Raw genomic sequence first — 6,000 nt, forward strand, 5'->3', positions numbered from 1 at the left:
CTGGCCAGAGGCTTGCCCATTGTTTCGCGTGATCCTGTCATTCTTCGGTGCGATTTTCGCATGGATTGTCACGGGGGTCATTTTCATGGCCCTGATCGTCGGCGCCGTGTTCTGGATCTATTCGCGCGACCTGCCCAGCCATGAGCAACTGGCGCAATATTCCCCCAAGACCATCAGCCGCATCTATTCCGGCGAAGGCCGGCTCATCGACGAATTCGCGCAGGAACGCCGCATCTTCGTGCCGATCGACGATATTCCGCCCCTGGTGCGCGAGGCCTTTGTCAGCGCCGAGGACAAGAATTTCTACGTCCATCACGGTTTCGATCCGCGCGGCATGCTGGCCGCGCTGGTCGAGGCGGTCAGATCGCGGGGCGAGAATGTGCGGGGGGCCTCGACCATCCCGCAGCAGGTGATGAAGAACTTCCTGCTGTCGAGCGACCGCAGCGTCGAGCGCAAGATCAAGGAGCTGATCCTGGCCACGCGGCTGGAAGAGACGCTGAGCAAGGATCAGATCCTTGAACTGTATCTGAACGAGATTTTCCTGGGGCAGAACAGCTTCGGCGTGGCCGCCGCCGCGCAGGTCTATTTCAACAAGCCGCTGACCGAGCTTGCCCCGCACGAGGCCGCGATGCTGGCCGCCATGCCCCAGGCCCCCAGCCGTTACCATCCGGTCCGCGCCCGGGAACGCGTGACCGACCGCCGCAACTATGTCCTGCGCGAGATGTGGCAGAACGGCTATATCGACGAGGCGACCTATCTCTCGGAACGCGAAAAGCCGCTGCGCTCGGTTCAGAACGGCGATTTCCCGGCCTTTCAGCAGCAGCTTCCGCCGCGCGGCTACTTCACCGACGAGATTCGCCGCCAGTTGAGCCGCGAATTCGGCGAGGACGAGTTTTTCGGCGGCGGCCTGACGATCCGCGCCACCGTCGATCCCTCGCTGCAGCAGGTCGCGGCGCGGGCCTTGCAGCAGGCGCTCGAGCGTTACGATCGGGGCCGTGGCGTCTGGCGCGGCACCGGCGAGAAGATCGCCGGGGACATGCTGACCAGTGAGCAGGACTGGCGTGCCGCGCTGGCCGAGGCCGAGGTTCCCCGCGACATCGAGGGCTGGCATCCGGCCGTGGTCCTGTCCTTGGGCGACAACGATGCCCGCATCGGCATCGAAGGCGTCGACGAGGACGAGGACGGCCACTGGATTCCGGCCAAGGATGTGCAATGGGCGCGCAAGCGGAACTCCGACGGCTCGCTGGGGCGCAGCGCGCGGGTGGCCGCGGACCTGCTGGAGACGGGCGATGTGGTGCTGGTGCGGCAGATGACCAGCGACAGCGACGGCAGCTTCATCCGCTGGACCCTGCGGCAGGTGCCCGAGGTGCAGGGCGGCTTCATGGCGATGGACGTCAATACCGGCCGCGTGATCGCCATGCAGGGCGGCTTTTCCTACCAGAGCTCGGTCTTCAACCGCGCCACGCAGGCGCAGCGCCAGCCGGGATCCAGCTTCAAGCCCTTTGTCTATGCGGCGGCGCTGGATTCGGGCTTTACCCCGGCGACGATCGTGGTGGACGAGCCGGTGACCGTGAACACGCCGCAGGGCCTCTGGACGCCCAAGAATGCCGGCGGCCGGTTTTACGGGCCGACACCGATGCGCATCGGCATCGAGCAGTCGCGCAACCTGATGACGATCCGCGTCGCGCAGGATATCGGCATGGAAACGGTCGCGAAATATGCCGAAAGCTTTGGCGTCTATGACGATCTGAACGCGTTCATCGCCAACAGCCTGGGGGCGCAGGAGACCACGCTTTACAAGATGGTCGCCGCCTATGCCATGTTCGCCAATGGCGGCGAACGGGTCGAGCCGACGCTGGTCGACCGGGTGCAGGACAGCCGCGGCCGCACCATCTATCGCCATGACAGGCGCGAATGCCTGGATTGCGGGCAGACGGTGCTGCCCGCCGGCGACTCGCCCCGGATCCGCTCGAACCGGGAACGCGTCATGGATGCGATCACCGCCTATCAGCTGACCTCGATGATGGAGGGGGTGGTCAAGCGCGGCTCGGGCCGGGGCGTGGATCTGCCTGTGCCGGTGGCCGGCAAGACCGGGACGACCAACGATGCCAAGGACGTGTGGTTCATCGGCTTTACCTCGAATATCGTCGCGGGCTGCTATCTGGGCTATGACCAGCCGCGCACGCTGGGCAGCAACGCCTATGGCGGCACCCTGTGCGTGCCCGTCTTCAACGAGTTCATGCGCGAGGCGGTCAGGGAATTCGGCGGCACCGCGTTCAAGGTCCCGCCGGGCGGGCATTTCGTCAATATCGACCGCTTCAGCGGTGCGATTCTGGGGCCGGACGCCAAGGGGCCGAACGTGATCGCGGAGTATTTCCGCGACGGCCAGGACATCACCGGGCTGGGGCTGATCGATGGCGGGTTCGGCCGCGCCGACCCGGCGACATTGCCGCTGTTCACCTCCGCGCGAGACAGCGGCCAGGCGGTGACCACCTCGACCGGCAAGCGCAAGGTGATCCCGAAAAAGGCCGATTTCGGCACCCTGTCCTCGGGCGGGCTCTACTGAGCCCGGCGCGGGCAGGACGCTTGAAGGTGGCGGTCAGTCGCGCTATTTGTCGCAACCTGTCCGAATTCCGACCTGAAAGAGCTTGCCCATGCGCGCCGAAACCCAAGCCACGATCGAGGCGATCCGCAAATCGCTGAAACTGCTCGGCCAGCGCATGGACTGGGAAACCGCGCCGCACCGGCTCGAGGAACTGAACGCGATGATCGAGGCCGGCGATATCTGGTCCGATCAGGCCCGCGCGCAAAAGCTGATGCGCGACCGGCAGATGCTGTCCGACGCGGTCGAGACCTATCGCCGGATCGAGACCGAGCTCAGGGACCATGCCGATCTGATCGAACTGGGCGAGGCCGAGGGCGACGAGGAGGTCGTGGCCGAGGCCGAGGGCGCGCTGAAATCGCTGGCGGAACTGGCGGCGCAAAAGGAGCTCGAGGCCCTGCTGAACGGCGAGGCCGACGGCAATGACACGTTTCTGGAAATAAATGCCGGTGCCGGCGGCACGGAAAGCGCCGACTGGGCCAGCATGCTGGCGCGGATGTATGTCCGCTGGGCCGAGAAAAAGGGCTATGAGGTCGAGCTTTTGTCCGAAACCGCCGGCGAAGAGGCGGGCATCCGTTCCGCCGCCTACCGGATCTCGGGCCCCAATGCCTATGGCTGGCTGAAGTCGGAATCGGGCGTGCACCGTCTGGTGCGCATCTCGCCCTTTGACAGTTCGGCCCGGCGCCATACCTCGTTCAGCTCGGTCTGGGTCTATCCGGTGGTGGACGACAATATCGAGATCAGCATTCCCGATAACGAGATCCGCATCGACACCTACCGGTCCTCGGGTGCCGGCGGGCAGCACGTCAACACCACCGATTCGGCGGTGCGCATCACCCACCTGCCGACCGGGATCGTGGTGACCAGTTCGGAAAAATCGCAGCACCAGAACCGCGCCAACGCGATGGCGGCGCTGAAGGCGCGGCTGTATCAGCTGGAACTGGACCGCCGCAACGCCGAGATCAACGCCCAGCACGAGGCCAAGGGCGAGGCCGGCTGGGGCAACCAGATCCGTTCCTATGTCCTGCACCCCTATCAGATGGTCAAGGATCTGCGCACCTCGCATGAGACATCGGATACGCAGGGTGTACTGGACGGCAATCTGGATGCCTTCATGGCGGCGACGCTGGCGCAGGACGTGGCCGGCAAGAGCCGGGCCGAGGCGCGGGCCGAGGATTGATGCCGCGGCTTTTACCGCGATGTCCCGCATGGATATTTGAATAAAGAAGAAAGCCCGGCTAGCCTGCCGCAAAACAGGTAGAGCAGGATCGCGCATGGCCAAGAAACGCATCAACCTGGCATTGCAGGGGGGCGGGGCGCATGGCGCGTTCTCCTGGGGTGTGCTGAACCGGTTGCTGGATGAACCGGAAATCGAGATCGCGGCGATCAGCGGCACCTCGGCCGGGGCGCTGAACGGTGCCGCGCTGGCGGCGGGGCTGGCCTGCGGGCCCGGAAAGCGCGGTCGCGATGCGGCGCGCGCGAACCTGGCCTATGTCTGGTCTCAGGTCGGGCAGGTCAGCGACAACACCATCGTGCGCTGGCTGCATTCGATGTTCCCGGCGCCGCGCGGCTGGCAGCGCCTGACCGAGCTGTTTTCGCCGGTGGCCTGGCTGGGCAACCTGTCGCGCGTCTTCAGCCCCTATGACAGCGGGCCGTTCTATACCAATCCTCTGGCGGCCATATTGATGGAAATGCCACATCCGCGGCTGGGCCGCGAGGACGGGCCGGCGCTGTTCGTCTCGGCCACCAATGTCCGCACCGGGCTGATCCGGGTGTTCGGCGGCGCCGAGGTGACGGTCGAGACGGTGCTGGCCTCGGCCTGCCTGCCCGAACTGTTCCGGGCGGTCGAGCTTGACGATCCGAAGACCGGCCGCCGCGAGGCCTATTGGGACGGCGGCTATTCGGGCAACCCGGCGCTGTTTCCGCTGTACCGCCCCGATCTGCCGCGTGACGTCGTGATCGTGAACATCAACCCGATGCAGCGCGAATCGCTGCCCAGGACCCCGTCGGAAATCCAGGACCGGGTGAATGAGATCAGCTTCAACGCCTCATTGCTGGCGCAGCTGCGCGCGATCAAGTTCGTCAAGCGCCTTCATGACGAGGAGCGGCTGGTCGGGCGACCGATGAAGAACGTGCTCATGCATGCGATCATGGACGAGACGCTGATGAATTCGCTGAGCGCCAGCACCAAGCTGATCCCCGCGCCCGGCCTGCTGGACAGGCTGCGCGAAGCCGGCACCGAGGCGGCTGACCGTTTCCTGCGGGAAAATGCAGAGAATATCGGCAAGCGCGATTCCTATTCTCTGGACGAGCTGTTCCGCTAGGGCAGGGTGGGTGGCGCCAGCGCAATCCGTGCCGCCAGCCGGGCATTGCCCCGGCATCAGTGCGGTATTGGCCGCAATGCGGGGCTCGGCTGTCCATGTCGGGATCGCTGCAAAGAATGAGAGGGCCCGGTGGGCTGGCGATATGTGGAAAACCGGGTGAGAGGCTGGACAACGACCCAAGCGGGACTCGTTACGGCTGCTTCCTTCCGGACCTGACCGGGTTGGCGAGGCGCTCGCCCGCGCCAACCTCTCGGGGCCTAGATAGGCGTCCCTGCGTTCGGATGCAAGCGGCTTGGGCAGGTCAAAGATGCAGCCGCAAGCGCAGAAACCCGTCCTCGCCGATGCCCGCCGGCTCGACCCGGGTCGACAGGCGGCCCAGATGCGGAGCGGCGGCGGGGCTGGTCTGGAACAGGACCGAGGTGTCGGGCAGGGGGGCGAAGCGCCAGCCGCTATGGCCCTCGGGGGCGAGTACGCGGCGGCGCGCGATATAGCGGCGCAGCACTTCGCGCATGCGCGCCGTGCCATCCAGAAGCACCGGACGCCCCGAGGTGATCGGCCCGAACAATCCGCAATCGGACATGCGGTAGCTGTTGGTGACCAGGATGAATTCCTGATCCGGATCAAGCGCGAACCCGCGATGCCGGACATCGGTGACGCGCCGGGCCTGAGGGTCCAGCGTCCGGCCGTCAGGGGCGTGGCGCGGCGGCTGGCTGAGGTCGATCTGCCAGTCCAGCCCGTCGATCACGTCGAAATTGTAGCTTGGAAATTCCGGGTCGATCAGTTGCTGGTCGATGCCGCCCGGCATGATCCGCCGGAACATGCTGGCCGAACGCTCAAGCCAGGCCAGAACGTCCGAGCCGTTCAGCCGGATCGCGCAGATGCGATTGGGAAACAGGTAAAGATCGGCCAGATTGCGCAGCGTCAGCCGCCCCGCCGGCACGTCGGTATAAGAGCCAGATTCAAAACGAGATGAATGATTTCAATCTGTTGCGATTGCCCTGGTCATGCGCCTGATATGTGCGATGAGAACCCATGCCTCTGCGCTCTCGATGGATTTCTCCCAATCCTTTGCCA

The 6,000-nt window shown here is 65.3% G+C and carries 4 protein-coding genes, 1 other RNA gene and 1 pseudogene; 3 read left to right on the forward strand and 3 right to left on the reverse strand.

What is annotated here, in order from left to right:
* Nucleotides 1-19 precede the first annotated feature (19 nt).
* The 3 genes from IT41_RS08330 (at nucleotide 20) to IT41_RS08340 (ending at nucleotide 4,926) form a co-directional block, all read left to right on the forward strand.
* Complete coding sequence (locus IT41_RS08330) at nucleotides 20-2,566, forward strand: penicillin-binding protein 1A (protein WP_036740198.1); 2,547 nt, start codon at nucleotides 20-22, stop codon at nucleotides 2,564-2,566.
* Between the two features lie 88 nt (nucleotides 2,567-2,654).
* Nucleotides 2,655-3,782 carry a peptide chain release factor 2 gene (gene prfB / locus IT41_RS08335; protein WP_036740199.1) on the forward strand — a complete coding sequence of 376 codons (1,128 nt, stop codon included), beginning with the start codon at nucleotides 2,655-2,657 and terminating at the stop codon, nucleotides 3,780-3,782.
* Nucleotides 3,783-3,876: 94 nt separating this feature from the next.
* Nucleotides 3,877-4,926: a patatin-like phospholipase family protein gene (locus tag IT41_RS08340; RefSeq protein WP_036740200.1), complete on the forward strand. Its 1,050-nt coding sequence runs from the start codon at nucleotides 3,877-3,879 to the stop codon at nucleotides 4,924-4,926.
* 155 nt (nucleotides 4,927-5,081) lie between these two features.
* Here IT41_RS08340 and ffs read toward each other — a convergent pair.
* The 3 genes and pseudogenes from ffs to IT41_RS20675 form a co-directional block, all read right to left on the reverse strand.
* An RNA gene (gene ffs / locus IT41_RS19890) (signal recognition particle sRNA small type) lies at nucleotides 5,082-5,178 on the reverse strand.
* Nucleotides 5,179-5,227: 49 nt separating this feature from the next.
* Nucleotides 5,228-5,866, reverse strand: coding sequence for a 5'-nucleotidase C-terminal domain-containing protein (locus IT41_RS08345; RefSeq protein ID WP_052081348.1), 639 nt, complete (start codon nucleotides 5,864-5,866; stop codon nucleotides 5,228-5,230).
* 39 nt (nucleotides 5,867-5,905) lie between these two features.
* Nucleotides 5,906-6,000: pseudogene (locus IT41_RS20675) on the reverse strand (IS5/IS1182 family transposase); the annotation flags it as partial.

This window comes from Paracoccus halophilus, from assembly GCF_000763905.1.
In the GTDB taxonomy this organism is placed as follows: domain Bacteria; phylum Pseudomonadota; class Alphaproteobacteria; order Rhodobacterales; family Rhodobacteraceae; genus Paracoccus; species Paracoccus halophilus.